The sequence below is a fragment of the Mesorhizobium monacense genome, assembly GCF_056781675.1.
Map to the genome: position 1 here is coordinate 1,294,437 of NZ_CM165567.1, position 26,297 is coordinate 1,320,733.

At 64.6% G+C, this 26,297-nt stretch carries 28 protein-coding genes; 24 read left to right on the forward strand and 4 right to left on the reverse strand.

The genetic code is table 11. The features are described 5' to 3' along the window. Window positions 1-50 precede the first annotated feature (50 nt). The 9 genes from AC1RUK_RS05970 to AC1RUK_RS06010 all read left to right on the forward strand — a co-directional run bounded on the left by AC1RUK_RS05970 (window position 51) and on the right by AC1RUK_RS06010 (window position 8,583). The gene (locus AC1RUK_RS05970; RefSeq protein ID WP_481836378.1) at window positions 51-1,040 is read left to right on the forward strand and encodes a sugar ABC transporter substrate-binding protein; all 990 of its coding nucleotides are present in this window, start codon (window positions 51-53) and stop codon (window positions 1,038-1,040) included. A gap of 125 nt (window positions 1,041-1,165) precedes the next feature. Further along, complete coding sequence (locus AC1RUK_RS05975) at window positions 1,166-2,158, forward strand: ABC transporter permease (protein WP_481836377.1); 993 nt, start codon at window positions 1,166-1,168, stop codon at window positions 2,156-2,158. Next, window positions 2,155-2,931 (forward strand): ATP-binding cassette domain-containing protein, encoded by a 777-nt coding sequence (locus tag AC1RUK_RS05980; RefSeq protein ID WP_481836376.1) that lies wholly within the window; start codon window positions 2,155-2,157, stop codon window positions 2,929-2,931. Before AC1RUK_RS05975 ends, AC1RUK_RS05980 begins: the two co-directional genes overlap by 4 nt. 4 nt (window positions 2,932-2,935) lie before the next feature. Continuing rightward, window positions 2,936-3,790 carry a sugar phosphate isomerase/epimerase family protein gene (locus AC1RUK_RS05985; RefSeq protein WP_481840204.1) on the forward strand — a complete coding sequence of 285 codons (855 nt, stop codon included), beginning with the start codon at window positions 2,936-2,938 and terminating at the stop codon, window positions 3,788-3,790. A gap of 207 nt (window positions 3,791-3,997) precedes the next feature. Further along, window positions 3,998-5,170: an ABC transporter substrate-binding protein gene (locus AC1RUK_RS05990; protein WP_481836374.1), complete on the forward strand. Its 1,173-nt coding sequence runs from the start codon at window positions 3,998-4,000 to the stop codon at window positions 5,168-5,170. A gap of 77 nt (window positions 5,171-5,247) precedes the next feature. Next, the gene (locus tag AC1RUK_RS05995) at window positions 5,248-6,108 is read left to right on the forward strand and encodes a branched-chain amino acid ABC transporter permease (RefSeq protein WP_481836373.1); all 861 of its coding nucleotides are present in this window, start codon (window positions 5,248-5,250) and stop codon (window positions 6,106-6,108) included. Window positions 6,109-6,111: 3 nt separating this feature from the next. Beyond that, on the forward strand, window positions 6,112-7,113 hold the full coding sequence (locus AC1RUK_RS06000) for a branched-chain amino acid ABC transporter permease (RefSeq protein ID WP_481836372.1): 1,002 nt from the start codon (window positions 6,112-6,114) through the stop codon (window positions 7,111-7,113). After that, entirely contained in the window at window positions 7,110-7,874 is a 765-nt protein-coding gene (locus tag AC1RUK_RS06005; protein WP_481836371.1) for an ABC transporter ATP-binding protein, read from the forward strand. The genes AC1RUK_RS06000 and AC1RUK_RS06005 overlap by 4 nt, the downstream gene beginning before the upstream one ends. Continuing rightward, window positions 7,855-8,583, forward strand: a complete 729-nt coding sequence (locus AC1RUK_RS06010; protein ID WP_481836370.1) for an ABC transporter ATP-binding protein — start codon at window positions 7,855-7,857, stop codon at window positions 8,581-8,583. The genes AC1RUK_RS06005 and AC1RUK_RS06010 overlap by 20 nt, the downstream gene beginning before the upstream one ends. 91 nt (window positions 8,584-8,674) lie before the next feature. Here the strand turns inward: AC1RUK_RS06010 and pcaQ are convergent, their stop codons facing one another. Further along, window positions 8,675-9,592, reverse strand: coding sequence for a pca operon transcription factor PcaQ (gene pcaQ / locus AC1RUK_RS06015; protein WP_481836369.1), 918 nt, complete (start codon window positions 9,590-9,592; stop codon window positions 8,675-8,677). 92 nt (window positions 9,593-9,684) lie between these two features. Here pcaQ and pcaD point away from each other — a divergent pair, with 92 nt between their 5' ends. From pcaD to pobA, 6 genes are read left to right on the forward strand one after another with little or no spacing between them, the layout of a single operon-like run. Further along, complete coding sequence (gene pcaD / locus AC1RUK_RS06020) at window positions 9,685-10,494, forward strand: 3-oxoadipate enol-lactonase (RefSeq protein WP_481836368.1); 810 nt, start codon at window positions 9,685-9,687, stop codon at window positions 10,492-10,494. Next, window positions 10,487-10,897 carry a 4-carboxymuconolactone decarboxylase gene (gene pcaC / locus AC1RUK_RS06025; protein WP_481836367.1) on the forward strand — a complete coding sequence of 137 codons (411 nt, stop codon included), beginning with the start codon at window positions 10,487-10,489 and terminating at the stop codon, window positions 10,895-10,897. The genes pcaD and pcaC overlap by 8 nt, the downstream gene beginning before the upstream one ends. Continuing rightward, window positions 10,890-11,642: a protocatechuate 3,4-dioxygenase subunit beta gene (gene pcaH / locus AC1RUK_RS06030; protein ID WP_481836366.1), complete on the forward strand. Its 753-nt coding sequence runs from the start codon at window positions 10,890-10,892 to the stop codon at window positions 11,640-11,642. Before pcaC ends, pcaH begins: the two co-directional genes overlap by 8 nt. Further along, window positions 11,642-12,256, forward strand: coding sequence for a protocatechuate 3,4-dioxygenase subunit alpha (gene pcaG / locus AC1RUK_RS06035; protein ID WP_481836365.1), 615 nt, complete (start codon window positions 11,642-11,644; stop codon window positions 12,254-12,256). Before pcaH ends, pcaG begins: the two co-directional genes overlap by 1 nt. A gap of 13 nt (window positions 12,257-12,269) precedes the next feature. Next, window positions 12,270-13,322: a 3-carboxy-cis,cis-muconate cycloisomerase gene (locus AC1RUK_RS06040; RefSeq protein WP_481836364.1), complete on the forward strand. Its 1,053-nt coding sequence runs from the start codon at window positions 12,270-12,272 to the stop codon at window positions 13,320-13,322. Beyond that, window positions 13,322-14,494 carry a 4-hydroxybenzoate 3-monooxygenase gene (pobA, locus tag AC1RUK_RS06045; protein WP_481836363.1) on the forward strand — a complete coding sequence of 391 codons (1,173 nt, stop codon included), beginning with the start codon at window positions 13,322-13,324 and terminating at the stop codon, window positions 14,492-14,494. The genes AC1RUK_RS06040 and pobA overlap by 1 nt, the downstream gene beginning before the upstream one ends. 14 nt (window positions 14,495-14,508) lie before the next feature. Here pobA and pcaF read toward each other — a convergent pair whose 3' ends face one another. From pcaF to AC1RUK_RS06060, 3 genes are read right to left on the reverse strand one after another with little or no spacing between them, the layout of a single operon-like run. Beyond that, on the reverse strand, window positions 14,509-15,714 hold the full coding sequence (gene pcaF / locus AC1RUK_RS06050) for a 3-oxoadipyl-CoA thiolase (protein WP_481836362.1): 1,206 nt from the start codon (window positions 15,712-15,714) through the stop codon (window positions 14,509-14,511). Further along, the gene (locus tag AC1RUK_RS06055; RefSeq protein ID WP_481836361.1) at window positions 15,715-16,518 is read right to left on the reverse strand and encodes a CoA-transferase subunit beta; all 804 of its coding nucleotides are present in this window, start codon (window positions 16,516-16,518) and stop codon (window positions 15,715-15,717) included. It abuts the gene before it with no gap. Then, the gene (locus tag AC1RUK_RS06060) at window positions 16,515-17,372 is read right to left on the reverse strand and encodes a CoA transferase subunit A (protein WP_481836360.1); all 858 of its coding nucleotides are present in this window, start codon (window positions 17,370-17,372) and stop codon (window positions 16,515-16,517) included. Before AC1RUK_RS06060 ends, AC1RUK_RS06055 begins: the two co-directional genes overlap by 4 nt. A gap of 121 nt (window positions 17,373-17,493) precedes the next feature. On the opposite strand from AC1RUK_RS06060, the gene AC1RUK_RS06065 reads away from it, so the two are divergent. From AC1RUK_RS06065 to AC1RUK_RS06105, 9 genes are all read left to right on the forward strand, one after another. Continuing rightward, window positions 17,494-18,264, forward strand: a complete 771-nt coding sequence (locus AC1RUK_RS06065; protein ID WP_481836359.1) for an IclR family transcriptional regulator domain-containing protein — start codon at window positions 17,494-17,496, stop codon at window positions 18,262-18,264. Window positions 18,265-18,434: 170 nt separating this feature from the next. Continuing rightward, entirely contained in the window at window positions 18,435-19,160 is a 726-nt protein-coding gene (locus tag AC1RUK_RS06070; protein ID WP_023687928.1) for a GntR family transcriptional regulator, read from the forward strand. Between the two features lie 3 nt (window positions 19,161-19,163). Then, on the forward strand, window positions 19,164-20,204 hold the full coding sequence (locus tag AC1RUK_RS06075) for an ADP-ribosylglycohydrolase family protein (RefSeq protein WP_481840205.1): 1,041 nt from the start codon (window positions 19,164-19,166) through the stop codon (window positions 20,202-20,204). After that, window positions 20,201-21,175, forward strand: a complete 975-nt coding sequence (locus AC1RUK_RS06080; protein ID WP_481836357.1) for a PfkB family carbohydrate kinase — start codon at window positions 20,201-20,203, stop codon at window positions 21,173-21,175. Before AC1RUK_RS06075 ends, AC1RUK_RS06080 begins: the two co-directional genes overlap by 4 nt. A 38-nt stretch (window positions 21,176-21,213) precedes the next feature. Next, window positions 21,214-22,275, forward strand: coding sequence for an ABC transporter substrate-binding protein (locus tag AC1RUK_RS06085; RefSeq protein WP_481836356.1), 1,062 nt, complete (start codon window positions 21,214-21,216; stop codon window positions 22,273-22,275). Window positions 22,276-22,341: 66 nt separating this feature from the next. After that, window positions 22,342-23,211, forward strand: coding sequence for an ABC transporter permease (locus AC1RUK_RS06090; RefSeq protein WP_436172598.1), 870 nt, complete (start codon window positions 22,342-22,344; stop codon window positions 23,209-23,211). Then, window positions 23,211-23,999 (forward strand): ABC transporter permease, encoded by a 789-nt coding sequence (locus AC1RUK_RS06095; protein ID WP_481836355.1) that lies wholly within the window; start codon window positions 23,211-23,213, stop codon window positions 23,997-23,999. Before AC1RUK_RS06090 ends, AC1RUK_RS06095 begins: the two co-directional genes overlap by 1 nt. Continuing rightward, complete coding sequence (locus tag AC1RUK_RS06100; RefSeq protein WP_481836354.1) at window positions 23,999-25,066, forward strand: ABC transporter ATP-binding protein; 1,068 nt, start codon at window positions 23,999-24,001, stop codon at window positions 25,064-25,066. Before AC1RUK_RS06095 ends, AC1RUK_RS06100 begins: the two co-directional genes overlap by 1 nt. Before the next feature lie 134 nt (window positions 25,067-25,200). Beyond that, complete coding sequence (locus AC1RUK_RS06105; protein ID WP_481836353.1) at window positions 25,201-26,289, forward strand: Gfo/Idh/MocA family protein; 1,089 nt, start codon at window positions 25,201-25,203, stop codon at window positions 26,287-26,289. Window positions 26,290-26,297: the final 8 nt, after the last annotated feature.

Here is a 26,297-nt window from a genome sequence, read left to right on the forward strand (position 1 = left end):
GCCGCACCTGGCTTTGGCTCGTGGCGCCTGACATCAACAGGGAGGAAGAGATGAAAGCATTGGTTCTGAAGATAAATCGATTTACTCTTGCCCTAGGCGTCGCCCTGGCGGTTTCGGCCATCGGCGCGGCCAGGGCGGAGGACGGCGAATACGGCGTGCTGATGAAGACGCTGGCCAATCCGTTCTGGGGTGCGATGGGGCAGGGCGTCGAGGACGGCGCCAAGGAAGCCGGCGTGAAGTATTTCCAGCAGGCGGCCGAAAGCGACCAGGCGGCCGAGCCGCAACTCAATCTCTGCAACACCATGCTCGAGCGCAAGCCGGTGGCGATGATCACCGCCGCCATCAACTCCACCAATCTGCTGCCCTGCCTCAAGGCGGCGCAGGGTGCCGGCATCAAGGTCGTCGACCTGGATGGCAATCTCGATCCGGCGGTGCTCGACAAGGAAGGCATCAAGATCACCTTCCGCATCGGCTCCGACAATGTCGCGGCTGGCGGGCAGGGGGCCGAATATCTCGTCTCCAAGCTCGGCAAGGACGCCAAGGGCCCGGTGCTGGTGATCGAAGGCCTGTCCGGCAACATCACCGGCGAAAAGCGCGCCAAGGGTTTTGCCGACAAGCTGAAGGAACTGGCGCCGGGTCTGGAAGTCGTTGCCTCGCTGCCCGGCGACTGGGATCGCGGCAAGGCCGCATCGATCGCCACCGACACGCTGACCGCGCATCCCGACCTCGTCGCCATCTTCTGCGCCAATGACGGCATGGCGCTGGGCGCGGTGGAATCGGTCTACGCCGCCGGCAAGGGCGAGCAGGTGACGATCATCGGCGTCGACGGCAATTCGGACGCGGTCAAGTCGATCAAGGAAGGCCGGCTCAACGCCTCGGTGGCGCAGCTTCCTTATCTGGTCGGCAAGCAGGCGGTCGAGAACGTCAAGAAGGCGATCGCCGGTGAAAAGGTCGAGGAAAACATCGCCGTGCCGACGCTGGTGCTGACCAAGGACGTGCTCGACGCCGGCAAGGAGCCGATGCTGGAATATGTGAAGTAGGAAGGAAAAAGGGCAGTAGGGCAGTAAGGTAGTAGGGGAAAGCAAGCGGTTTGTACCGCTCGGACCAGATCTCCTATTCACCTGCTGCCTTACTGCCCTACTGCCCTCTCTAAAGGTGCAAAGAAATGGCTTCCGAAATGGCGCAGCCCGGTTTCTGGGCTCGGGTGCAGCGCGCATCCGTCGAGCGGCTCCACATCAGGCTGGAATCGCTGGTGGTGCTCCTGGCACTCAGCGCGGCGATGGCGGTGATGTCGCCATACTTCCTGTCGCTCAGCAATTTTCTCAATATCCTGCTGGCGACATCGACGATTGGCGTACTGGCGATCGCGGCCACCTTCGTCATCGGCTCCGGCGGGCTCGACCTGTCGCTCGGCTCGGTCATGGGGCTGGCGGGCGTCGCCGGCGCCTTCGTTGCCGTCAATCTCGGCTGGCCGTCGGTGTTCGCGGTCGTTGCCTGCATTCTCGCTGGTGCCATTGCGGGCTACATTAACGGACAGCTGGTCACCCGCGCCTTCGTGCCTGCCTTCATCGTCACGCTCGGCATGCTCGGCCTGGCGCGCGGGCTTGCTTTGGTCGTTTCGCAGGGCAGGGCGATCTACGGTCTGCCCGCGGCCATCGTCTATATCGGCCAAGGGCGGCCGTTCGGCATTCCGATGCCGGTGATCATCTTGGTGCTGACGGCAATCGTCGCGCATTGCGTGCTCGCCTATACGCGCTTCGGCCGCCACACGCTGGCGCTCGGCGACAGCGAGGGTGCGGCGCGCGCCGCCGGCATCCGCGTCGAACACCATCGCCGCATCATCTACACGCTGTCCGGGGCGCTCGCCGGCCTTGCCGGCCTGCTGTTCACCGCACGCGTCAATGCCGGAGACCCGACCGCCGGCATCAATTACGAGCTGACTGCGATCACAGCGGCGATCATCGGCGGCACCAATCTGTTCGGCGGCCGCGCCTCGATCCTCGGCACGATGATCGGCGCGCTGATCATGGGTGTGCTGCAGAACGGGCTGACGCTGCTTGCGGTGCAGGCCTATTACCAGCAGATGGCGATCGGCGCCGTGCTGATCCTGGCCGTGTTCATCGACCAGTATCAGGTCCGCAAGGAGTCGCGCGTATGACCCTTCTGTCGCTCCACGGCATCCGCAAGAGCTTCGGCCCGGTCGACGTGCTGCATGGCGTCGACCTTTCGGTCGCGGCCGGCGAAGTCGTCGGCCTCGTCGGCGACAATGGCGCCGGCAAGTCGACGCTGATGAAGACCATCACTGGCATCTACCGGGCCGATTCCGGCTCGATCGAATTCGACGGCAAGGACATCCTCGCGCTCGACCCGGGCCAGCGGCGCGAACTCGGCATCGAGATGATCTACCAGGACCTGTCTTTGGCCAAGCAGCAGGACGTGGCGGCGAACATCTTCCTCGGCCGCGAGCCGACCAAGAGGGTGTTCGGCCTGTTTCCGGGCTTCGTCGACAAGGCCGAGATGGACCGCCAGGCGGCGAAAATGATCGAGCGGCTCGGCGCCCATCTGCCGTCGATCAACCGCTCGGTCGGCTCGTTCTCGGGCGGCCAGCAGCAGACGGTGGCGATCGCCCGGGCGCTGACCTTCAACCCGAAGCTGGTGATCATGGACGAGCCGACCGCCGCGCTTGCCGTGCGCGAGGTGCAGAGCGTGCTCGACCTGATCCGCCGGCTGAGATCGGAAGGCATCGCCGTCATCCTGATCTCGCACCGGCTGAACGACGTGCTATCGGTCACCGACCGCATCGTGGTGCTGCGCCACGGGCGGGCCGATGCCGACCTCGTCACCGCCAAGACCAACATGAACGAAGTCGTCAGCCGCATCGTCGGCGGTGGCGATACCAGCGCCGCGGCGGCGCATGAACAACGAGGCTGACCTGATGAATACTTTTGGACTGCACACTTTCGCCATCGCCCCGGTCTGGGATCTCGCCCGCATCGAGCCGCAGATGGACCGGCTGAAGGAATACGGCATCGGCCTGATGGAAATCCCGCTGCTCAGGCCGGAAGAGATCGACACCAAGCGCACGCGCGCCTTTGCCAGCCACTACGGCGTCGAACTGATCCCATCGCTCGGCCTGCCGCGCGGGCTCGACGTGGTCGAGCGGCCGGAAGAGGCACTCGATTTCCTCGAACCGGCCTTCAAGGTCTGCAACGAGGTCGGCGCCGAAGCGCTCGGCGGCGTCACCTATGGCACGATCGGCAAGACCACCGGGCGGGCGCCGACGCGCAAGGAAATCGACGGCATGTGCCGCTTCCTCGAACGGGCGGCGAAGGCGGCGAAGTCACGCGGCCTGAAGCTCGGCATCGAGCCTTGCAACCGCTACGAGACGCATCTGATCAATCGCGGCATTGACGCGACGAGGATCATCGAGCGCATCGGCGCCCCCAACATCTTCATCCACCTCGACACCTACCACATGCATATCGAGGAGGAGAGCTTTGCCGCCGGCTTCGAGGCCGCCGCACCCTTCCTTGGCTATGTGCATGTGTCGGAGGCCAATCGCGGCGTGCCGGGACGCGGCATGCTCAACTGGGCGGCCTGCATGAAGGCGATCGCCGACATCGGCTACCAGGGGCCGATCACACTGGAAAGCATGAACCATGTCGATGTCGACATTGCCGGCGGCCTGGCGGTTTGGCGCCCGGTGGCGGAAGACCCGCGCGATGTCATCGAGGTCGGCCTGCCTTTCCTGCGCGAGGAAGCGCGCAAGGCCGGGCTGACGCTCGGATAGACACTGTCGCACCACTCCTCTCGTTTCAGTGGCGACCGAAAGCAGCGCCGGCGGAAACGATGGCCGCCTTCGCTTCGGATTCCCTATCCAGGAGGTTAGCAATCGACGACTTATTTTCATTTTACATTACCATTTCTGCATGAGAGACCAGACCAATGCGGTCGAAAACCCTGCTGGAGGCTGGGTGGCTGCTGAGGGAGGAAAGTCATGAAACGCATGCTTCTGGCCGCGGTGGCGGCAATAGCACTTAGCGGAGCCGCCGGTGCGGAGACGATCAAGGTCGGCGTGGTCGGGCCGTTCTCCGGTCCTTTCGCCATCCAGGGCAAGAATTTCAAGGCCGGCATAGACGCCTGGATGGCATTGAACGGTGCGAAGGTCGGCGACGACGACGTCGAAATCGTCTATCGCGACCTTCCGGCCGCCAACCCCGCGCAGGCCAAGGCGCTCGCCCAGGATCTGGTCGTCAAGGAGAGCGTTCAGTATCTCGCCGGGTTCTATTTTACGCCCGATGCCATGGCCGTCACGCCGCTTCTCGAGCAGGCGAACGTGCCGATGGTGATCATGAACGCGGCCACGTCGGCGATCGTGACCAAGAGCCCGCTGGTCGTGCGCACCTCCTTCACGCTCTGGCAGACTTCTGTGCCGATGGCAAAGGTGGCGACCGCGCGCGGCATCAAGAAGGTCATCACCGTGGTCAGTGACTACGGACCGGGTGTCGATGCCGAGACGGCCTTCGCTACCACCTTCAAGGCGGATGGCGGCGAGATCGTCGAGTCGGTTCGCATGCCGCTTTCGACGACCGATTTCAGCCCGATCATGCAGCGGGTGAAGGATTCCGGCGCCGAGGCGGTGTTTGCGTTCCTGCCGTCCGGACCAACCACTCTCGGCTTCCTGAAGTCCTATAACGAGAACGGCCTCAAGGGAGCCGGCATCCAGTTCCTGGCGCCTGGCGACCTGACGCAGGAATCCGATCTGCCGGCGCTGGGCGATACCGCTCTCGGGGTGACGACCACCTTCCATTATTCCGTCGCGCATGACTCGCCCGAGAACAAGAAGTTCGTCGAGGCGGCGCGCGCCGCGATCGGCAATCCGGCCGAGCTGTCCTTCCCATCGGTCGGCGCCTATGATGGCATGCGGGTGATCTACAAGATGATCGAAGCGACAGGGGGCAAGCAGGATGCCGCCAAGGCCGTGGATGCGGTCAAGGGAATGGCGTGGGAGTCCCCGCGCGGACCAGTGTCGATCGATCCCGAAAGCCGCCACCTCACGCAGAACATCTACTTGCGGGAGGTCGCCAAGGCCGCGGACGGCACCTACTACAACAAGGAGATCCAGACGTTCGCGAACATGACCGATCCCGGTCTCGCTGCCGCCAAGTAACCTTGCCGAGGCGAGCCCCCAGCCGCCAGATCCATGTCCGCGGGCGGCTGTCCGCCGGCAAGCCCTCGGAGTGAGACATGCAGAGCGTGCTCAGCATCGCGGTCGACGCCCTTGCCTACGGCATGGTGCTGTTCGTCATCTCGATCGGCCTGTCGATGACGATGGGTCTGATGCGGGTGGTGAATCTGGCGCACGGCGCCTTCGCGATGGTCGGCGGCTATCTTGCCTCCTATGCGGTGCGTGATCTTGGCCTGGGCTATGTCGCCGGTGTCGTGCTGGCGGTGGCCGGCACCATCGTGATTGCGGCTCCGATCGAGCGCCTGCTGTACCGCCGCATCTATAACAAGCCGGAACTCATCCAGGTGCTCATGACGATCGGCATCACGTTCTGCGTCATCGGCATCTCGAATTATCTGTTCGGGCCGACGCTGAAGACCATCCCGCTGCCCGCCACGCTGAGCGGACCGGTCGATCTCGGCTTTCGCTCGATTGCCGCGCACAAGCTGTTTGCGATCCTGTGCGGCCTCGCCGTCGCAGCGGCCCTCTGGTACCTCGTCGAGCGGACGCCCTTCGGGGTGAAGCTGCGCGCCTCGGTGGACAACGCGCCGATGGCAGCCGCGCTCGGCGTCAGGACGAAATCCGTCTATGCGGCGAGCTTCGCGATCGCGGTCGGCCTTGCCGCGTTCGGCGGCATCGTGGGCGCCGAACTGCTGCCGATCGAGCCTTATTACGCGCTGCGCTACATGGTGACCTTCCTCGTCGTCGTTTCGGTCGGCGGAGCCGGTTCGATCGGCGGCGCGTTGCTTGCCTGCCTGGTACTTGGCGCGGTCGACACGACGGGACGTTACCTGGTGCCGGAATATGGAGAGTTCTTCTTCTACCTTGCCGTGATCGCCATCGTTTGCGCGTTTCCGCGCGGCCTTCTTGGAAGGGCCTGAGGGATGAACGCCGATCATCATGCGAGCGTTTCCGCGCAAATCGCCAGACCGCGGTTCTCTGCTTCGGTTGACTGGATTGGCCTTGCGGCGATCCTGGCGGCCGCGGTCGTCGGCTATCTGCTGTTTCCCAACAATCTCGCGCTGCTCACGCGCGTCATCGGCATCGTCATGCTGGTGCTGTCGGTCGATCTCGTCACAGGCTTCTGCGGGGTGGCGACGCTCGGCCACGCCGCGCTGTTCGGCGCGGGGGCCTATGCCGCCGGCATCGCCGCCGCGCATTTCGGCATAACCGACCCGATCGCCATGATCGCGGCGGGCGCCGGAGGCGGCGCGGTCGCCGGCCTCATATCCGGCTTCGTCGTCCTGCGCGGCTACGGGCTCGGGCAACTCGTGCTTTCGATCGCCATCGTCAATCTCTTTCACGAGGCGGCCAACAAGACCGCCAGTTGGACAGGCGGCAGCGATGGCTTGACGGACATAGCGCCCAGCCCGCTGTTCGGCGTTTTCGCGTTCGATCTTTGGGGACGCACCGCCTATGCGCTGGGGATAGCGTTGCTGGTGATCGTCTTCTTCCTGCTGCAGCGTCTGTCGCGCTCCCCGTTTGGCATGCTTTGCCGCGGCATCCGGCAGGACCCGATCCGGGTTGCGGCTATGGGCGCGTCGGTCAACAGGACGCTGCTCAAGATGTACGTCATCTCAGGCGCGGTTGCCGGCGTCGGCGGCGGCCTCAACGCGATCTCCACCCAGGTGGTGGGGCTCGACAGCCTGAGCTTCACCCTCTCGGCGCAGGCGCTGGTGATGCTGGTGCTTGGCGGCACCGGATCGCTCTACGGCGCGATCATCGGGACGGTCGTTTTCATGCTGTTCGAGGATTTCGTTTCCGCCGCCAATCCGTTTCACTGGCTGACGATCATGGGTGCGCTGCTGGTCGGTGTCGTGCTGTTTGCGCCGCGCGGCATTTTTGGCACGGCTGCACAGCTGTTCGATCGCTGGAGACGGCGATGACCGCGGTGTTCGAGGTCGAGCGGCTGAACAAGGCCTTCGGCGGGCTGGCGGTGACCCAGGCCGTCTCGCTGACGATGGCGCCCGGCGACCGCGTGGCGCTGATCGGGCCAAACGGCGCCGGCAAGACCACTTTCGTCAATCTCGTCACCGGCCATCTGAAACCGGATTCAGGGGTCGTCCGCCTCGCCGGCGAGCAGCTCAACGGCATGAAGCCGATGCAGCGCGTGCAACGCGGCCTCGTGCGATCCTTCCAGGTCACTCGCCTGTTTCCGGAGATGACGCCGCGGGAACATCTCGCACTCGCCGTCCTGCAGCGCCAGGGCCGTACCGGCCGCCTGTTCGGCACGTTCTGGTCGATGCCTGAAGTCCTCGAAGAGATCGAGGTGCTGCTGCGCACGCTTGGCCTGGAGGCGGCCGCCGATCGCAAGGTGGCGGAAATCGCTTACGGGCAGCAGCGGCTGCTGGAGATCGCCCTCGCGCTGGCGTTGAGACCGAAAGTCCTGTTGTTGGACGAACCCGCAGCCGGTGTTCCGCAAAGCGAAACGCCGCGCATCGAGTTAGCACTTGCCGGGCTCCCCGCCGATCTGGCGGTGCTCATGATCGAGCACGACATGGATCTGGTGTTCCGTTTCGCCAAACGGGTCATCGTCCTGGCCGCAGGCGCGATCATCTTCGACGGCGCGCCGGGCGACGTGACGAAGGATGCGCGCGTACGCGAGGCCTATCTCGGGAGCTATGCCGATGACCGCAGCGCCGCTTGAGATATCGGGGCTGACCGCCGGCTACGGTCAGACCCGCGTGCTCGAAGATGTGTCTTTCGTTGCGCCTGCTGGCGCCCGGCTGGCAGTGCTCGGACGAAACGGCGTCGGCAAGTCGACGCTGCTCGCCACGATCGCCGGCCAGACGCGGCGCCATGCCGGAGAGATCAGACTGGGGGGCGTCGATATCGTCGGCAAGGACAGCGCCTCGCGCGCCTGGCTGGGCCTCGGCTACGTGCCGCAGGAACGCGGCATCTTCCCGTCGCTGACCGTGGAGGAGAACCTTTTCGTCGGGCTGAAGGATCGCCCGCGATCGGCCGTGGACGAGGCATACGCCATGTTCCCCCGGCTGAAGGAGCGTCGGCGCAATCGCGGCAACCAGCTCTCGGGTGGTGAACAGCAGATGCTGACGACGGCGCGCACCATCCTCGGCCGTCCATCCGTCCTCATGCTTGACGAACCGCTCGAGGGACTGGCTCCGGTGATCTGCGACGAGCTCATGGCGGCGCTGATGCGGCTCGCTTCCGGCGGCGAAATGACCATCCTGCTCGTCGAGCAAAGGATCCGAGCCGCATTGGACTTCGCCGATCAGGTGCTCATCCTCGAGCGCGGCCGGATCGCCTGGGCGGGGACGCCGGCGAGACTGCGCGCCAGCCCGCAAACCATCGAGAGGCTGCTCGGCGTTGCCGCGATGCCGCATTCGGTCGCATAAGCAATTCCAGGAAAAGTGTGTAGCGGTTTTCCGTCCGGAATTGCGCAAAGACAAAGAGCAATTCCCGGAAAAGGGCGGGCGCTCGCGAGCGTCAGGCGTGGTGGCTGGCCGCCTCGCGAATCGTCTGCAGCAGGATGGTGAAGGCCGGCGAGGGAGCGGTGTCGGTGCGCATCGTCAGCCCGACCGGCCCCTTGGTCTCCTCGGTGTTGACAGGCAAGGCGACGAAGGCGCCGCTTGATAACTCGTTGGCGACGACGCCTGCCGAGATGATCCAGACAGCATTGCTTTGGCGCATGAAGGAACGGCCGAAGGAGTCCGAGACGGTCTCGATCTCAGTCGCCGGCGCCGTCATGCCGTTGGTGATGAACAGGCGGTCGACGAAGGGGCGGATCACCGATTCCCGCGTTGGCATCAGCACCGGGAATTCGTCGAGCCGCGCGAATACGTCCTGGCCAGGCTCGAGCAGCGGATGGCCGGCCCGCACCACGAACAGCACCTGCTCGGAATAGAGATGCTCGAAGAAGAAGCCGGTCATGTTTTCCGGCGCCGCGAGCCGGCCGACGACAAGGTCGAGCGCGCCGACGCGCAATTGCTCGAGCAGCACCGCATTTTCGCCGGTGACGATCTTGATCGCGGCGCCGGTGTTCTCGCTCAGGAACAGGCTCATGGCGAGCGGCATCACCCGCGCCGACACCGTCGGCAGTGCGCCGATGCGGATCGGGTGGCGGTTGATGGCGCCGTCCTGGCGGACGGAATCGACGCCGCGCTTTAGCGCCGTGATCGCCGTGCCGGCATGGCCGAGGAAGATCTCGCCGAGCCGCGTCACCCTTATGCCGCGGCCGTCGCGCTCAACGACGGCGATGCCTAAAGCCTCTTCCAGTTCGCGCAATGTCTTGGTCACCGCGGGTGCGCTGACATGCAGGAAATCGGCTGCCCGCGCCACGCTGCCTTGCCGTGCGACCTCGAGGAACGCCTGCAGGTGTCTGATGCGGATGCGGCTTTCGGCCATTGTTCGATAACCCTCAAGTTAATGAAATGCCGCAAAATATCATTTTACCGAACCAAACACCTAGTGCAATGTGCCGGTGGAGGATCGAAATCGTGCCATTCGTCAGCATCGGCGGCATCACGCTGCATCACCGCTACAGCCCGGCGACTGGTAATGCGCGCCCGGTCGTGTTCATCAATTCGCTGGGCACCGACTTTCGGATCTGGGACGAAATTGTCTCGGCGCTTGATCGTGAAATGCCTCTGCTCGTCTACGACAAGCGCGGCCACGGGCTCTCCGACATCGGCGGCATCCGCTCGATCGACGATCATGTCGACGATCTCTGCGGCCTCATCGATCACCTCGGTCTTGGCAAGGTCGTGCTGTGCGGCCTGTCGGTGGGCGGACTCATCGCCCAAGGGTTTTATGCGCGGCGCCCCGAAGGTGTCGAAGGCCTTATCCTGTCAGACACGGCGCACAAGATCGGCACGGCGGACAGCTGGAACACGCGCATTGCAACGGTCGAAAGCAAGGGCATCCAGGAGATCGCCGACGGGGTGCTCAAAATGTGGTTCACCCCCGCCTTCCATTCGGCGCGCTCGGCCGAGCTCGACGGCTATTGGAACATGCTGACCAGGCAGGCGCTCGCCGGCTATGCCGGGACCTGCGCTGCCATTCGTGACGCTGATTTCACCGAGGCCGTGCGCCGCATCGCGGTGCCGACGCTTTGCGTCGTCGGCGACCAGGACGGCTCGACGCCGCCCGAGCTTGTGCGCTCGCTGGCCGAACTCATCCCCGGCGCGCGCTTCGAGGTGATCCGCGACGCCGGGCACATTCCCTGCGTCGAGCAGCCCGAGGCGCTGACCGCGCTGATCCGCGACTTTGTCGCCTCGCTTGCCGATGGAAAGCAAACTCATGGATGAAGTGTCGAAGAACCCAAATGCGTTCCACACCGGACTGTCGGTCAGGCGATCGGTGCTCGGCGATCCGCATGTCGACCGCGCCGAGGACGCCGCCACCGATTTCGACCGGCCGTTCCAGCACCTGATCACCGAGGCTGCCTGGGGAACGGTGTGGGCGCGCCCCGGCTGGTCGAAGCGCGAGCGTTCGATCGTGACGCTGGCGCTGCTGGCGGCACTCGGCCATGATGAGGAGGTGGCCATGCATGTGCGCGCCACCGCCAACACCGGCGCTTCGCGCGACGATATCTGCGAGGCGTTCCTGCATGTCGCGATCTATGCCGGCGTGCCGGCGGCCAATCGCGCCTTCAAGATCGCCAAGGAGGTGTTTTCGGAAATGGACGGAGGCAAGAGCGCCCATGCCTGAGGCCGGATCGAACCGGATGCCGGAGACCGGTGCCTTCTTCCAGCGCGACCGGACATGGCACCCGCCGGTGCTGACGCCGGACTACAAGACCTCGGTGCTGCGCTCGCCGCAGAAGGCGCTGCTTGCCTTCGACAACACCGCGTCGGAACTGACCGGGCCGGTGTTCGGCCATGCCATGCTCGGCGAGCTCGACAATGATCTGATCCACAATTTCGCCAGGCCCGGCGAAAGCGCCATCGGCGAGCGCATCATCGTCTATGGGCGGGTGCTCGACGAGCGGGGCAAGGGCGTGCCGGGCGCGCTGCTCGAATTCTGGCAGGCCAATTCGGGCGGCCGTTACCGCCACAAGAAGGACGGCTATTTGGCGCCGCTCGATCCGAATTTCGGCGGTTGCGGCCGCATCATCACCGGCGAGGATGGCGGCTATGCCTTTCGTACCGTCAAGCCAGGACCTTATCCCTGGCCGAACGGGCCCAATGACTGGCGGCCTTCGCACATCCACTTTTCGATCTTCGGCCACGCCTTCGCGCAGCGGCTGATCACGCAGATGTACTTCGAGGGTGATCCGCTGATCTGGCAATGCCCCATCGTGCGCGGCATTCGCGACAAGGCGGCAATCGAGACGCTGATCGCGGCTTTGGACATGCAGGCGACGATCCCGATGGATGCGCGCGCCTATAAGTTCGACATCGTGCTGCGCGGACGGCGCGCCTCGCTGTTTGAGAACCGGCCGGAGGGCAATTGATGACGCAGTCGCTCGACCGTCTCAAGGAAAGCCCCTCGCAGACCGCGGGCCCTTATGTGCATATCGGGCTGACGCCGAATTTCTGCGGCATCGGCGGCGTCTATCAGTGTGATCTCGGCGCTTCGATGGTCAACGAGAAGACGAAGGGCGAGCGGATCGGGCTCGAGATCCGGGTGCTCGACGGCACTGGCACGCCGCTCAGGGACGCGCTGATCGAGATCTGGCAGGCCGATGCCGATGGGCTCTACAGTTCGCCGGCCGAATTGCGCGGCGTTGCCGATCCGGATTTTCTGGGTTGGGGCCGCTGCCCGAGCGACATGGAAACCGGGCTCTGCACCTTCCAGACGATCAAGCCCGGCCGCGTGCCGTTCCGCGACGGCCGGCTGATGGCGCCGCATGTCAGCCTGTGGATCGTGGCGCGCGGCATCAATATCGGCCTGCACACACGACTTCATTTTTCCGACGAGGCAAAGGCCAATGCCGAGGACCCAATCCTTGCCCGCATCGAGCAGCGCGTGCGGGTACCGACGCTGATCGCCGAGCGCAAGGGCGACAGCTACATTTTCGATGTCCATCTGCAGGGCGAGAAGGAGACGGTCTTCTTCGACAGCTGACCGTGACTGCCGCATGACCGTATCGCCTTTCGACCATCCGCTGCTGTCCGGTCTTCTCGGTGACGAGGAGGCGGCGCGGCATTTTTCCGTGGAAGCGGAAATCGCCGCGATGCTCACCTTCGAGCGTGCGCTGGCGGAGGCCGAGGCCGAAAGTGGCGTCATCGCCAGCGATGCCGCTGCGGCGATCGCATCGGTGCTGGTTTCATTCCGGCCCGATACCGCGAGGCTACGAGCAGGCGTCGCCAGGGACGGTGTCGCGGGTCCCGAACTGGTGCGCCTGATCAAGGCGGCGGTCGGCGAACCGCACAATGCCTTCGTCCATTTCGGCGCGACCAGCCAGGATGTCATCGACACTGCGCTGATGCTTCGGCTGAAACCCATCGTCGAGCATCTCGGTCTGCTGTTGACCGAAAACATCGTGCGGTTTGCTTCTCTCGAAGAGCAGTTCGGTGGCAGGGCGCTGATGGCGATGACACGCATGCAGCCGGCAACCTCTGTTCATGTATCGGACCGTGTCAGGGCATGGCGCGCGCCGCTGCAGCGGCACCGGCAGCGGTTGTCGGAACAGTCCGCGCGTCTGCTCGTGGTGCAGTTGGGCGGTGCTGCGGGTACGCTGGAAAGGCTTGGCAAGAAGGCGGATGTTGTGCGGACAGCACTTGCCGCCAAGCTCGGCCTTGGCGACGCGCCGCAATGGCATAGCCAGCGCGACGCGCTTGCCGATTTCGCCGGCTGGCTGTCGCTGGTGACGGGCAGCCTCGGCAAGTTCGGGCAGGATATCGCGCTGATGGCGCAGGCTGGCACCGATATCGCGCTGTCGGGCGGCGGCGGCTCGTCGGCCATGCCGCACAAGCAGAACCCGGTGAAGGCCGAGGCGCTGGTGGCGCTGGCCCGCTTCAACGCCACCCAGCTTGCCGGCATGCACCAGGCGCTGGTGCATGAACAGGAGCGATCAGGCGCTGCCTGGACACTGGAATGGCTGCTGTTGCCGCAAATGGTGATGGCGACTGCCGCCGCGCTGCGGCTCGCCGCGGAACTTGCCGGACAGATCGAAAGTTTCGGACACTGATGCGCACCCAAGTTTTGATTGTCGGCTCCGGGCCGTCCGGCCTGCTGCTCGGCCAGCTTCTCGCCACCATCGGTGTCGAGACGGTCATCCTCGAGCGGTCGAGCCGCGAGCATGTGCTTGGCCGCGTGCGGGCAGGGGTGCTCGAACAGGGCACGGTCGACCTGCTCGGGGAGGCAGGCGTCGCCGCCCGACTGCATGCCGAGGGGTTGCCGCATTCCGGCATCTCGCTGGCCTTCGACGGACGCCTGCATCGCATCGATCTTGCGGCACTCACCGGCGGCAAGCATGTCACCGTCTACGGCCAGACCGAAGTGACGCATGATCTGATGGACAAGCGCGAGGCGACTGGGCTCGTCACGGTCTACGAGGCCGCCAATGTCGCGTTGCATGATTTCGATGGCAAGACGCCTTTCGTGACCTACGACAAGGATGGCGTCGGCCATCGCATCGACTGCGACTTCATCGCCGGCTGCGACGGCTATCACGGGGTCAGCCGCAAGTCGGTGCCCGAAGGCGCGCTGAAAACCTTCGAACGGCAGTATCCGTTCGGCTGGCTTGGCGTGCTGGCGGAGGTGCCGCCGGCCGACCACGAACTGGTTTACGCCAATCACGAGAGAGGCTTTGCGCTGTGCTCGATGCGCTCCACGCACCGCAGCCGCTACTATGTGCAGTGCCCGCTGGACGACCGTGTCGAGTCATGGTCGGACGACCGCTTCTGGGACGAGTTGCGCCGGCGCTTGCCGCCGCAGACCGCGGCTGCCGTCGTCTCCGGGCCGTCCTTCGAAAAGTCGATTGCGCCGTTGCGTTCCTTCGTCGCCGAGCCGATGCGCTTCGGCAGGCTGTTCCTGGTCGGCGACGCCGCCCACATCGTGCCGCCAACCGGCGCCAAGGGATTAAACCTTGCCGCGAGCGATGTGCGCTATCTCTTTGCTGGGCTTCGCGAATTTTATCAGGACAAGTCGCAGGCAGGGTTAGATGCCTATTCCGGCAAGGCGCTCGCGCGGGTCTGGAAAGCAGTGCGCTTTTCCTGGTGGATGACGACGATGCTGCATCGGTTTCCCGATACGGGCGAATTCGGCCAGCGCATCCAGGAGGCCGAACTCGACTATCTCGTGCATTCGCAGGCGGCATCGACCGCGCTGGCGGAGAATTATGTCGGCCTGCCTTATTGAACCGGTAGAAACCGTCACACCCGTTCGAGCGCGATCGCAATGCCCTGGCCGACGCCGATGCACATGGTGGCCAAAGCATAGCGGCCGCCGCGTTCGCGAAGCTCGAGCGCCGCGGTGCCGGTGATGCGGGCGCCGGACATGCCGAGCGGGTGGCCAAGCGCGATGGCGCCGCCATTCGGATTGACGTGCTCCGCGTCCTCGGCAATGCCGAGTTGGCGGAGCACTGCGATGCCCTGGGAGGCAAAAGCTTCGTTGAGTTCCACGATATCGAACTGCTGCGGCGTCAGGCCAAGGCGGGCGCAGAGCTTCTGTGTTGCCGGGGCAGGGCCAATGCCCATGATGCGCGGCGCCACACCGGCGGCGGCACCGCCGAGGATGCGGGCGATCGGCGTCAGGCCATGTTTCTTGGCCGCGGCTTCCGAAGCGATGATGAGGGCCGCCGCGCCGTCATTGACGCCGGACGCGTTGCCGGCGGTCACCGTGCCGCCTTGCCGGAACGGCGTCGGCAGTTTTGCCAGCGCTTCGATCGTGGTGCCTGCGCGGGGATGTTCATCTTTGCCGACAACAACCGCATCGCCCTTGCGCTGCGGGATCGTTACCGGCGTGATTTCTCTAGCCAGCCGGCCATTGGCTTGAGCGGTGACCGCCTTGTCCTGGCTGCGCACGGCGAAAGCGTCCTGGTCGGCGCGCGAGACGGAAAAATCCTCGGCGACGTTCTCGCCCGTTTCCGGCATGGAATCGACGCCGTATTGCTTCTTCATCAGCGGGTTGACGAAGCGCCAGCCGATGGTGGTGTCGTGGATCTCGGCATTGCGCGAAAACGCGGTGTCAGCCTTGGGCATGACGAAGGGCGCGCGGCTCATCGATTCGACGCCGCCGGCAAGCATCAGCTCGGCCTCACCGGATTTGATGGCGCGCGCGGCGATGGTGACGGCGTCCATGCCCGAGCCGCAGAGACGATTGACGGTCGAGCCGGGAATGTCCTGGGGCAGGCCGGCGAGCAGCAGCGCCATGCGTGCGACATTGCGGTTGTCCTCGCCGGCCTGGTTGGCGCAGCCATAGACGACGTCGTCGATCGCCTGCCGATCGATACCGGGATTGCGTTCGACCAGCGCCTTCAGCGGGATGGCGCCGAGATCATCAGCGCGCACCGAGGACAGCGCGCCGCCGAAGCGGCCGATCGGCGTGCGGATGTAGTCGCAGATAAAGGCCTCGGCCATCTATGCAGCTTTCTCTTTCGCGGTTCCCTCATGCGCGGCCTTGGTGCGGGCCTGCAGGTCGCGCAGCGTTTTCAGTTCGAGTTCCGTCGGTGCCGGCGTTTCGTCAAGCGCATCGGCGAACTTGACCGTCCAGCCACAGGTCGCCTGGACCTGTTCGCGAGTGACGCCGGGATGCAGGGATACGACGGTGAATTCCTTGGTCACCGGATCCGGCTTCCAGATGGCGAGGTCGGTGATCAGCAATGTCGGGCCTGCAGTGTCGATGCCGAGGCGCTGGCGGTGATCGCCGCCCTCGCCATGCCCGAAGGAGGTGAAGAAATCGATCTTTTCGACCATGCCGCGCTTGGTCTGCGCCATTGTGATGTAGATCTCTCTCGACGAGGTGGCGATCTCCGGCGCACCGCCGCCGCCGGGAAGCCGGGTCTTCGGATGCGCATAGTCACCGATGACGGTGGTGTTGATGTTGCCGAATTTGTCGAGTTGGGCCGCGCCCAGGAAGCCGATCGAGATGCGGCCGCCCTGCAGCCAGTAGCGGAACATCTCCGGCACAGCGACGGTGGTGACCGCCGTCTCGCAGAGTTCGCCGTCACCGATCGACAGCGGCAGCACGTCGGGCGCGGTGCCGATGGTGCCGCTTTCGTAGATTAGCGTGATGAATGGCGCATGCGTCAGCCGCGCGACGTTGCAGGCGGCCGACGGCGCGCCGATGCCGACGAAGCAGACATCGTCGTTCTTCAGCGCCCGGCTGGCGGCGATCGTCATCATCTCGTTGGGGGTGAAGCCCAGTTTTTGGTCCTCGCTCATGCCGCAGGCCTCAGATGTTCGACGCGCGCGGCGAAATCGCCGGCCGTGCTTTCGATGACGTTCTTCTGCATCCACGCCCGGAAGTGGTCGCGGTCGGCGGCGATCTCGTCCCATTCGAGATAAGCGGCGTTGTCGCGGACATAATAGCCATGCGTGTAGGACGGATGCGAGCCGCCTGGAACGACCGATATGGCGGAGATCGTCCAGTTCGGCAGCACCGTCAAATTGGGATGGAGATCAGCGAAGCTGTCGACCACTTCCTCGACCGTCACCACAGCGCGCTTGGCCGCCAGCACCGCTTCCTTCTGGATGCCTATGATGCCTTCGACCAGCACATTGCCTTTGCGGTCGGCCTTCTGCGCATGGATGAAGCTGACGTCGGGACGGATGGCCGGAACGGCGGCGAGCACCTCGCCGGTAAACGGGCAGGTCACCGATCGGATGTTCGGGTTGACCGACGCCAGACCGGCGCCGCGATAGCCGCGGAACACCGCGCAAGGCAGGCCGGCGGCGCCTGCCTCATAGGCGTTGGCCATGCCGGCGTGGCTGTGCTCTTCAATCTCGATCGATCGGGGAAAACCGTTCTCGATGGCGTCACGGGCGCGCCTGAGCAAACCGACGCCGGGATTGCCGACATAGGAGAAGATGATCTTCTTCGCCATGCCCATGCCGATCATCTGGTCGTAGATCAGGTCGGGGGTCATGCGGATCAGGGTCAGGTCGCGAAATCCCTGGCGGATCGCCTCATGCGCCGCAGCCGTCGGGATCAGATGGGTAAAGCCTTCGAAGGCGACCGTGTCGCCATCATGCAGGTTCTCGGCCACGGCCTCTTTGAGGGGCAGGAACTTCACCATCGCGGCAACTCCGGACTTTGAAAAAGTTCGTATTGCGAACATTTGTTTGCTATGAGATACTTTTTATGCCGGATGATCGCGTGGAGTCAATCCCGACGCGGCGTGCGTTTGCGGAGGCTGGATGGAAGAGGAAGGTGTTTCGCGGGATCACGTCGGCTCGCTCGAACGCGGGCTGGCAGTGATGGAAATCCTGGCCCGGCATCCCGCCGGCATGACGCTGACCGAAATGGCGGAGGAGGCGGGGCTAACCCGCGCCGGTGCTCGCCGCTTCCTGCTGACGCTGACCGCGACCGGCTATGCGACACAATCCGGCCGGTTGTTTTCGCTGTCGCCGCGGCTGCTGACCGTCGCCCGCACCTGGCTCGGCGGCGCGTCGCTGTGGACCTTCGCGGCGCCCATCATGCGCGAGGTGGCGGGGCAGTTCGACGAGGCCTGCAACGCGGCGGTGCTGTCGGGCAAGGATGTGGTCTACGTTGCCCGCATTCCCGGCCGCCGCATCCTCAGCGTGTCGCTCGATGTCGGTACAAGGCTGCCGGCATATTGCACCTCGATGGGGCGCGTCCTGCTTTCAGGCCTGGCGCCGGATGCGCTGGAAACCTTCCTCGCTGAGGCCAGGATCGAGCGAAGGACGCCGAAGACCATCGTCAAACGGGATTTGCTGGCCAAGGCCATTCACAAGGCCAGGGCGGACGACTTCGCCATTGTCGATGAAGAGCTGGAACTTGGCCTGCGCTCGATCGCCGTGCCGATCAACGACCGCACCGGGAGGACGGTGGCAGCGATTAATGTCTCGACCCAATCCGCGCGCTTTTCCGTCGAGGCGATGGAGCGCAAGATCCTGCCCGCACTGCTTCGGGCAAAGCAGCGCGTCGAGGAGTTTTTCTTCGTCTGAGCAATAGGCCGCGACCAATCCTGCCGCGCCGGAAGTCGGCTACGATTTGCCCCCATCTCAGCTAAGCAGGATCTGACCACCGAGAGCACCTGTGGATTCCCGGCGATTGACGTCGTCCTTCAAATGCAATATTGAACAGGATTATACAGGTTCACTGAACAGGTACCCATATGAAGCGGCGCGCGGTTCAACTGTCTCCCGGCACGGGCAAGCCCGAGCAGATCGCCACCGTTCTCGAACATGAAATCCGCTCCGGCGTGCTCGGTTTCGGTGACCGCCTGCAAAGCGAGAACGAACTCGTCCAGCGCTTTTCCGTCAGCCGCAACACGGTCCGCAAGGGCCTTGAGGAGCTATCCAGCCGCGGACTGATCACCACCAAGGTTGGCATCGGCTCCTTCGTCACCTTCGACGGCAAGCCGGTCGACGACTCCATCGGCTGGTCGCGGGCGCTGGCCAATGCGGGCGCCAATGCCGAGACGCGGACGCTGCGTCTGGAGGTCATCGAGGACGCCGATCTCGCCGCGCTGCTTGGCATCGAAAGCCCGTTCTTCATCGCCGTCGACCGGGTGCGCACCAACGCCAGCGACGGCCATGCCATTTCGATCGAGCGCAGCCGCCTGCCGCTGTCGCCAGAGCTTGAGGACGTGCCGCTGCGTGGCTTGCGCGAAGGCTCGCTGCACCAGACGTTGCGCGGCGCCGGCCTCATTCCCGATCATGGCGAGGAATGGGTCGGCATCGAAATGCTGAATGCCGAGGATGCGGCCATTCTCGGTTGCCCGCAAGGCACGCCCTTCCTGCGCGGTCGCAGGCTGACGCGCGCGGCTGATGACCGGCCGATCGAATATGTCACCAGTCTGCTCAACCCAGCGCATTTCGCGCTGCATATGAGATTCTGAGCGATGCCGGACACCGCCAAGGATATGCTCGATCGCGCCATGGGCGCGCTTGTCGGTGGCGCGCTCGGAGATGCGCTCGGCATGCCGACACAGCTTTTGTCGCCGGCCCGCATTGCTGAACTCTACGGCCATGTCGAGGACTACATCGCGCCTTTCGCCGATCATCCGGTGTCCAAGGGCCTGGAGGCTGGTACAATCACCGACGATACCGAACAGGCGCTGCTGCTCGGCCGCATTCTCGTCGAATCCGGTGATCGCTTCGACCATGCACGCTGGGTCAATGCGCTGCTCGACTGGGAGCGCGACGTCAAGGCGCGCGGCAGCTACGACTTGCTCGGACCGTCGACCAAGCGCGCCATCGATGCCATCAATGACGGGGTTCCTCCCGAGGAGGCGGGGAGCGGCGGCGACACCAATGGCGCGGCGATGCGCATCGCGCCGGTCGGCATCATGATGCCCCTGGAGCCGCTCGAGGCGCTGGTCGCCAAGGTGGCTGAGACCTGCCAAGCCACCCACAACACCACGATCGCCATCGCCTCGGCCGCCGCTGTCGCCGCTGCCGTCAGCCGCGGCGTTGCCGGTGGCGACTGGCGCGCCGCGTCCGACAGTGCCGTCGCGGCGGCTCGGCAGGGTGCCGCGCTCGGACACTGGGTCACCGGCGGCGACATCGCCGCGCGCATCGTCTGGGCGCAGGACCTTGTGCGCGGCAGAACGATGACGGACGCAATCCGGCTCATCGTCGATCTGGTCGGCACCGGCGTCGCCAGCCAGGAATCGGTTCCGGCGGCCTTCGCCGTGCTCGAGGTCGCCGCAGGCGATCCCTGGCAGGCAGCCGTCATCAGCGCCAATCTTGGCGGCGACACAGACACGATCGGCGCCATCGCCGCCGGCATGGCCGGCGCCTGCGTCGGCTTTTCCCGTTTGCCGCAAGAGCGCATCGCCAGGCTCGTCGGCATCGACATCGGGCAGGTTCGTACGCTCGCTGCCGACCTTGTCGCGGCGCGTGCAGCGAAGACCAAGTCCGGCAAGGATGCCGCGGCATGAGCGGGCGCCTCGTCCATATCGGCAGCGCCGTGGTTGACCATGTCTACCGCATCGACGCCTTGCCGGCGCCGGGCACGGAGAAGACCGCGTCGAGCTATGCGCAGGTCGCTGGCGGCGGCTTCAACATGATGGTCGCGGCCGGCCGCACCGGCATGAAAGTGGTCTTCGGCGGCCAGCTCGGCAGCGGACCCAACGGTGACTTTTTGCGCGCTGCCTTCGCCGTCGAAGGTATCGAAACGCTGACGCCGGCGTCACCCGTGATGGACAGTGGCAATTGTGTCGCCATGATCAGCAGCGATGCGGAGCGGACATTCGTGTCGTGGCCCGGCGCCGAGAGCGTGCTCAGCCTTGATATGATGGCGCCTGTGCAAACCTCGACGGGAGACTGGGTTTTTGCCTCCGGCTATACGCTGAGCTATCCCGGCAGCCGCGATGCGCTGGCCGACTGGATCGAAGCGCTGCCGGCAAACATCCCCTTCGTCTTCGACCCCACGCCGGTCATCGCGGACATTCCGCGTGCCGTTCTCGACCGGGTGCTTGCCCGCACCAGCTGGCTGAGCTGCAACGCGACGGAAGCGGCCGAGATTGCTGGTCCAGGCAGTGTCGAGGCACTCGCCGCCCGGCTGCTGTCCAGCCATTGCCCAAAGGCCGAAGGCGTCGTCATCCGCGCCGGCGCGAAGGGCTGCTTCGAGCGGCTGGCCGACGGCGACACGCAGACGGTTCCCGGGTTCAAGGTCGATGCAATCGACACCAATGGCGCCGGTGACACCCATATCGGCGCCTTCGTCAGCGCGCTGTCGCGCGGCGTGCCGGCATTCGAAGCGGCGCGCTACGCCAATGCGGCGGCGGCACTTTCGGTTACCCGGCACGGCGGATCGTCGGCGCCGAACAACCAGGAGATCCAGGAATTCCTCAGCCATGACGATCGATCGTCGACCGTGCATGGCCGGAAGCAAGAGGCCACGTCTTAACAAGCCTGCGAAGCGGGCAAACAATGAGAGGAACGAACATGCGCATGCCCAAACTGACTGTCCTGCTGACGGCGACCGCCGTCTTCACCTCCGTGATCACGCTGGCCGCCAGTGCGGCCGAAGTGCATGTGCTCAACTGGAAGGGCTACGGCGCCGACGAGCCGTGGGCGATCGCCGCCTTCGAGAAGGCGACCGGCAACAAGGTCGTCAACGACTTCTTCAATTCCGAACAAGAAATGCTGACCAAGCTCAGGACCAATCCGGGTCTCTACGACGTCGTCATGATCAACGCCGCCTTCAACGACCAGGCGATGGCGGAGAAGCTGATCCAGCCGATCGATGTGTCGAAACTTCCCAACTATGCCGACATCAGCGCGGACAAGGCGGGTTCGCCGATGCTCGACCATGACGGCAAGGTCTATGGCGTGCCGTGGGTGTGGGGCCTGACGGCTCTGGCCATCAACGAAAAATCCTTCGACAAGCCGCCGACGAGCATCGCCGAGATGTGGGATGCCGCGCACAAGGGCCGTGTCGTCATCCGCGACGACGCCGTCGAAGCGGTCCAGTTTGGCGCCATCGCCACCGGCCAGAACATCAACGACATCAAGGATATGGAGGCGGTCAAGGCGAAGCTCACCTCGCTGATGCCGCAGATCAAGACGTTCTGGAGCTCGGAGAACGACTGGAACCAGATGGTGGCGTCCAACCAGATCGACATCGGCACCTATTGGAGCGGCTCGGCCGACCGTGCCAAGACCCACTTCAAGCTGCCGGTCTCGCTGGTCATTCCGCAGGAGGGCGCCGTCGCCTGGCTCGATGCCTTTTCCATCCCGGTGGGTTCCAAGAATGTCGAGGGCGCCGGGGCCTTCATCAACTACATGATCGACCCGACATTCTATGTCGAATGGGTCACCAAGGTCGGTGCGCCGGTGTCGGCCAACACCAAGGCGGTCGCCGCACTTCCCGAGGACGCGTTCAACCGCAAGGTCATGGGTGACCCCGAGGTGGCCAAGCGCATCCAGTTCCAGGCGCCGATCACCGACGCGCAGCGCGAGGCCTATCTGGCGCTCTGGCAGCAGCTCAAGGTCGACGTGAAGTAAGTCGACGTCGGACCAGCCGGCGATCCTCGCCGGCTGGTCCTTCCGATCCTGGGGAGGAGAGGCATCATGGCAGCACAGGTTGCGACCGCGTCACGCAGCGGGCTGAGATCGGCCTTGCCGCTGCTTGCGCCTGCCTATCTGTGGCTGACGGTGGCGATCTTCCTGCCTTTGTCGGCCATGGTCTTTTTCTCGTTCATGACCGACCTGCCGCTGTCGGGAAAGCCGTGGGCGTTCACGCTCGGCAACTACGCCGCCTTCTTCTCGCAAAGCCTCTATCTGACGCTGCTTCTGGCCTCACTACGCCTCGGCCTCGAGGTGACGCTATGGTGTATCGTCATCGGCTATCCCGCCGCCTACGTGCTGGCCAAGGTGCTGAAGGGGCGAAGCCGCGAGGCGATCTTCCTGCTCGTCATCCTGCCGTTCTGGTCGAACGGGCTGGTGCGCATCTTTTCCTGGGCGATGGTGCTGCGCGAGGGCGGCATTCTCGACACGGCGCTCAACGCTGTGCTGCCGTTCAAGATCAACATCGACCTGATGTATTCCTATCCGGCCGTCATCATCGGCCTGGTGCACTCCTACGTGCCCTACATGGTGCTGACCTGTTATCTCACGCTGCAGGCCATCGATGACTCGCTGATCGAGGCCGGGCGCTCGCTCGGCGCGACGCGGCTGCAAGTGCTGAAACGCATTATCATCCCGCTCTCGATGCCGGGGCTGGTGGCGGGCGCAGCACTCATCTTCGTGCCGGTCGTCGGCTCGTTCATGGAGCCGCGCATCCTCGGCGGGCGCACCGGTACCTTCTACGGTACGGTGATCGAGGACCAGTTCGTCGCCGTGTTCAACTGGCCGCTTGGCGCAGCCTTGTCCTTTATCCTGCTGGCTGTGGTGCTGGTGATCCTGGCGGTCGCCTCGCCGGTGCTGCGGAGGGCTGGCTGATGGCGACGACACGCATCCTCGAAGGGCTCGGCCGGTTCTACATCTGGCTGCTGCTCGCCTTCCTCTATCTGCCGATCATCATCATGGCGCTGATGTCGTTCAACGTCTCGCCCTTCTACCAAATGCCGTTCGAATGGACGACGGAATGGTATGCATCGCTGTGGCAGAACGACCAGCTGATCGCGGCCACCTGGAACAGCATCGAGATCGCTATCATCACCACCATCATCTGCACGGTGCTCGGCTCGGCAGCATCGCTGGCGCTCTACCGTTATGACTTCCGCGGCAAGAAATTCCTGCAGGCGCTGCTGTTTCCGCCGATCGCCATTCCGTGGCTGATCACCGGCACGGCGATGCTGATCTTCTTCTTCGGCATCGGCATCGGGCGCGGCCTGTTTGCCATCCTGCTCGGCCATGTCGCGCTGGCGCTGCCCTATGTCATCGTCGTCGTCTCTGCCCGGCTGCAGACCTTCGCGCCGGAGCTGGAAGAGGCGGCGCGCTCGCTCGGCGCCAACCAGTGGCAGGTGACGAGCCGCGTGACGCTGCCCTGGATCATGCCCGGTGTGATTGCCGGCGGGTTGTTCGCCTTCGCCGTGTCGTTCGACCAGTTCGTCGTCTCCTACTTCCTGTCGACGCCGGGACAGACGACGCTGCCGGTCGAAATCTATGCCGCGATCCGCAAGGGCTTTACGCCCGAGATCAACGCGGTCTCGACGATCATCATCGTCGTGTCGATGGCGCTGATGCTGCTCACGGCGCGCTTCTTCAAATTCGGCGGAGAGAAATAATGGCCGGCGTGCAGGTATCGAACGTCTCCCGCAGCTTTGGCGCGCACAAGGCGCTGGACGACGTCTCCATCGATTTCGCCGATGGCGGCTTCTATGCGCTGCTCGGCCCGTCGGGCAGTGGCAAGACCACGCTGCTGCGGCAGATTGCCGGCTTCGACTTTCCCGACTCCGGCCGCATTGCCATTGGTGGCGAGAGCGTCGAGCGCGTGCCGGTCGAGAAGCGGCGTATCGGCATGGTGTTCCAGAACTATGCGCTGTTTCCCAATATGAGCGTTGCCGACAACGTCGCCTTCGGCCTGTCGGTGCGTGGCGAGGCCAAGGCAGTGATTGCCAGCGAAGTGCAGCGCGCGCTTGACCTGGTGCAACTCGGCAAGCTCGGCGGCCGGCGACCGCACCAGCTCTCCGGCGGCCAGCGCCAGCGCGTGGCGCTCGCCCGTGCGATCGTCACCAAGCCGCGGGTGCTCTTGCTCGACGAGCCACTCGGCGCGCTCGACAAGGCACTGCGCGTCGACATGCAGATCGAATTGAAACGCATCCAGCGCGAGATCGGCATCACCACCATCTTCGTCACCCACGACCAGGAAGAAGCGCTGACGATGAGCGACCGCATCGGCATATTGCGCGATGGCAGGCTGGTGCAGGAAGGCCCGCCCGAGGAGATCTACGATCAACCGAAGAGCGAATTCGCCGCCACCTTCCTCGGCGACGCCAACATCTTTCGCGGCGACACCACCGGTAACGGCATCAGGCTCCCCGATGGCACGGCGATTGCTGCAGGCGCGGGCGCAAAGCTCTCCGCCGGCGCCAAGGCCAGCTGTGCCGTGCGGCCTGAGCGCATCCGTATCGCCACCTATGCCGGAGCTCAGGATGCCGCCGATGCGAACATGCTGAAGGGCCAGGTTTCCAAGCGCATCTTCGCCGGCAACAACAGCACCTATTTTGTCGAGCGCAACGGCCAGACGCTGAAGGTCATCGTCCAGAATACCGGCATCGACAGGCTGGCCGAGGGCCAACAGGTGGTGCTGCGCTGGACGCCGGAGAGCACGGTGCTGATCGCCACGAGCTAGCGGGCAATGTCCGCGTGGCCGATCGGCCCCGATGTCGGAACTGCCGCTGTCCTTCCCTGATGGGAAATGATGGTGCGGGCCTTGGCCGATTCAGAGGCCAAGGCGTTATATCCAGTCCTCGACGGGAGGAATGGATGGCAAGCATGGGTTTCGAACCGGATGTGAAGGTTCGCACCAGCGAATACCGGATCGGCTGCATCGGCGCCGGCATGATCATGGCCGAATGCCATCTCGCTGCCTACGAGCAAGCCGGGTTCTCGGTGGTGGCGATCGCCTCGCGGACCAGGGCCAGTGCCCAGAAGGTGGCCAAGCGCTGGGGCATCCCGACCGTCCACGACACGCCGGAACAACTGATCGCGGATCCAGAGGTGGAGATCGTCGATCTTGCCTTTCCGCCCGACCAGCAGCCGGCGCTGATCCGCCATGCGCTGAAGCAGAAGCACATCAAGGCGATCCTGGCGCAGAAGCCGCTGGCACTGTCGGTCGAGGAGGCGGTCAAGCTGCGCGACGAAGCGGCGAAGTCCGGTAAGATCCTCTCGGTCAACCAGAACATGCGCTACGACCAGTCGATGCGCGTCTTGAAGCAGATCATCGACAGCGGCGCACTGGGCGACATCGTCTTCGCGCAGATCGACATGCACGCGATCCCACACTGGCAGACCTTCCTCGCCGACTACGACCGGCTGACGCTTGCCAATATGAGCGTGCATCATCTCGACGTGCTGCGCTTCCTGTTCGGCGATCCTCAGGAGATCACCACCTTGACGCGCAAGGATCCGCGCACGCGGTTCGAGCACTCCGACGGCATCACGGTTTCGACGCTGCGTTTTCCCTCAGGCGTGCTCGCCGTATCGCTCGAGGATGTCTGGTCCGGTCCGCGCCAGGAGGGCTACCGGGACGACCAGCACATCAACTGGCGTGTCGACGGCACCAAAGGTGTGGCCAAGGGTACGATCGGCTGGCCGAAGGGCGTGGCCTCGACACTGACCTATGCCTCGACAGAGACGACAGGCGGCGAATGGGTGACGCCCCGCTGGGACACGATGTGGTTCCCGCATGCCTTCATCGGCGTGATGGAACAGCTGCAGCATGCCCTGAAGACCGGAACGCCACCGGCGCTGTCCGTCGCCGACAACGTCAAGACCATGGCTCTGGTCGAGGCCGGCTATCGCTCCATGGCGGAAGGCCGCACGATCAAGCTGTCCGAGATATCGACTGACTGAACATCAGG

Excerpts from the sequence above, each read along its gene's own strand:
- AC1RUK_RS06095 (WP_481836355.1), top strand. The coding sequence starts at position 23,211 with ATGGCGACGACACGCATCCTCGAAGGGCTCGGCCGGTTCTACATCTGG.
- pcaC (WP_481836367.1), top strand. The coding sequence starts at position 10,487 with ATGGATGAAGTGTCGAAGAACCCAAATGCGTTCCACACCGGACTGTCG.
- AC1RUK_RS05990 (WP_481836374.1), top strand. The coding sequence starts at position 3,998 with ATGAAACGCATGCTTCTGGCCGCGGTGGCGGCAATAGCACTTAGCGGA.
- AC1RUK_RS06075 (WP_481840205.1), top strand. The coding sequence starts at position 19,164 with ATGCCGGACACCGCCAAGGATATGCTCGATCGCGCCATGGGCGCGCTT.
- AC1RUK_RS06090 (WP_436172598.1), top strand. The coding sequence starts at position 22,342 with ATGGCAGCACAGGTTGCGACCGCGTCACGCAGCGGGCTGAGATCGGCC.
- AC1RUK_RS06100 (WP_481836354.1), top strand. The coding sequence starts at position 23,999 with ATGGCCGGCGTGCAGGTATCGAACGTCTCCCGCAGCTTTGGCGCGCAC.
- AC1RUK_RS06000 (WP_481836372.1), top strand. The coding sequence starts at position 6,112 with ATGAACGCCGATCATCATGCGAGCGTTTCCGCGCAAATCGCCAGACCG.
- AC1RUK_RS06040 (WP_481836364.1), top strand. The coding sequence starts at position 12,270 with ATGACCGTATCGCCTTTCGACCATCCGCTGCTGTCCGGTCTTCTCGGT.
- pcaG (WP_481836365.1), top strand. The coding sequence starts at position 11,642 with ATGACGCAGTCGCTCGACCGTCTCAAGGAAAGCCCCTCGCAGACCGCG.
- pcaQ (WP_481836369.1), bottom strand. The coding sequence starts at position 9,592 with ATGGCCGAAAGCCGCATCCGCATCAGACACCTGCAGGCGTTCCTCGAG.
- AC1RUK_RS05995 (WP_481836373.1), top strand. The coding sequence starts at position 5,248 with ATGCAGAGCGTGCTCAGCATCGCGGTCGACGCCCTTGCCTACGGCATG.
- AC1RUK_RS06080 (WP_481836357.1), top strand. The coding sequence starts at position 20,201 with ATGAGCGGGCGCCTCGTCCATATCGGCAGCGCCGTGGTTGACCATGTC.
- AC1RUK_RS06085 (WP_481836356.1), top strand. The coding sequence starts at position 21,214 with ATGCGCATGCCCAAACTGACTGTCCTGCTGACGGCGACCGCCGTCTTC.
- AC1RUK_RS05980 (WP_481836376.1), top strand. The coding sequence starts at position 2,155 with ATGACCCTTCTGTCGCTCCACGGCATCCGCAAGAGCTTCGGCCCGGTC.
- pcaF (WP_481836362.1), bottom strand. The coding sequence starts at position 15,714 with ATGGCCGAGGCCTTTATCTGCGACTACATCCGCACGCCGATCGGCCGC.
- AC1RUK_RS06005 (WP_481836371.1), top strand. The coding sequence starts at position 7,110 with ATGACCGCGGTGTTCGAGGTCGAGCGGCTGAACAAGGCCTTCGGCGGG.
- AC1RUK_RS06010 (WP_481836370.1), top strand. The coding sequence starts at position 7,855 with ATGACCGCAGCGCCGCTTGAGATATCGGGGCTGACCGCCGGCTACGGT.
- AC1RUK_RS06070 (WP_023687928.1), top strand. The coding sequence starts at position 18,435 with ATGAAGCGGCGCGCGGTTCAACTGTCTCCCGGCACGGGCAAGCCCGAG.
- AC1RUK_RS06055 (WP_481836361.1), bottom strand. The coding sequence starts at position 16,518 with ATGAGCGAGGACCAAAAACTGGGCTTCACCCCCAACGAGATGATGACG.
- pcaH (WP_481836366.1), top strand. The coding sequence starts at position 10,890 with ATGCCTGAGGCCGGATCGAACCGGATGCCGGAGACCGGTGCCTTCTTC.
- AC1RUK_RS05985 (WP_481840204.1), top strand. The coding sequence starts at position 2,936 with ATGAATACTTTTGGACTGCACACTTTCGCCATCGCCCCGGTCTGGGAT.
- pobA (WP_481836363.1), top strand. The coding sequence starts at position 13,322 with ATGCGCACCCAAGTTTTGATTGTCGGCTCCGGGCCGTCCGGCCTGCTG.
- AC1RUK_RS05970 (WP_481836378.1), top strand. The coding sequence starts at position 51 with ATGAAAGCATTGGTTCTGAAGATAAATCGATTTACTCTTGCCCTAGGC.
- AC1RUK_RS06065 (WP_481836359.1), top strand. The coding sequence starts at position 17,494 with ATGGAAGAGGAAGGTGTTTCGCGGGATCACGTCGGCTCGCTCGAACGC.
- AC1RUK_RS05975 (WP_481836377.1), top strand. The coding sequence starts at position 1,166 with ATGGCTTCCGAAATGGCGCAGCCCGGTTTCTGGGCTCGGGTGCAGCGC.
- AC1RUK_RS06060 (WP_481836360.1), bottom strand. The coding sequence starts at position 17,372 with ATGGTGAAGTTCCTGCCCCTCAAAGAGGCCGTGGCCGAGAACCTGCAT.
- AC1RUK_RS06105 (WP_481836353.1), top strand. The coding sequence starts at position 25,201 with ATGGCAAGCATGGGTTTCGAACCGGATGTGAAGGTTCGCACCAGCGAA.